Genomic DNA, 359 nt, shown 5'->3' on the forward strand with positions numbered 1-359 from the left:
ACAATAAACGAATCTGATTCGTTTTAGGAGTCCCGACATGCAGACGCTGATCGCCGCCGCCGCCGAACCGCTGTCCCGTTCGCACCCGTCGCAGCGGCCGCCGTTGCGGGTGGGTCTGGTGCAGCACCGGTGGCGTTCCGACGCCGCCGAACTGGCCCGGGTGCTGCGCGAGGGCATCGACCGGGCGGCCGGCGAGGGCGCCACCGCGGTGTTCCTGCCGGAGATCACGCTGCTGCGCTACCCGGCGGACGTGCCTGCCGGGGCCAACCCGGGTGAGCGTGCCGAGGACCTCACCGGTGGACCGACTTTCGCGCTGGCGGCCGAGGCTGCGCGCGCCAACGGCATCTTCGTGCACGCCT

Annotated in this window: 1 pseudogene; it reads left to right on the forward strand. The window is 71.3% G+C overall.

Annotated features, from left to right (window positions below):
* Positions 1-37: 37 nt before the first annotated feature.
* Positions 38-359: pseudogene (locus H7I41_RS14140) on the forward strand (hydrolase); the annotation flags it as partial.

This window comes from [Mycobacterium] manitobense, assembly GCF_025821665.1.
In the GTDB taxonomy this organism is placed as follows: Bacteria; Actinomycetota; Actinomycetes; order Mycobacteriales; family Mycobacteriaceae; genus Mycobacterium; species Mycobacterium arseniciresistens.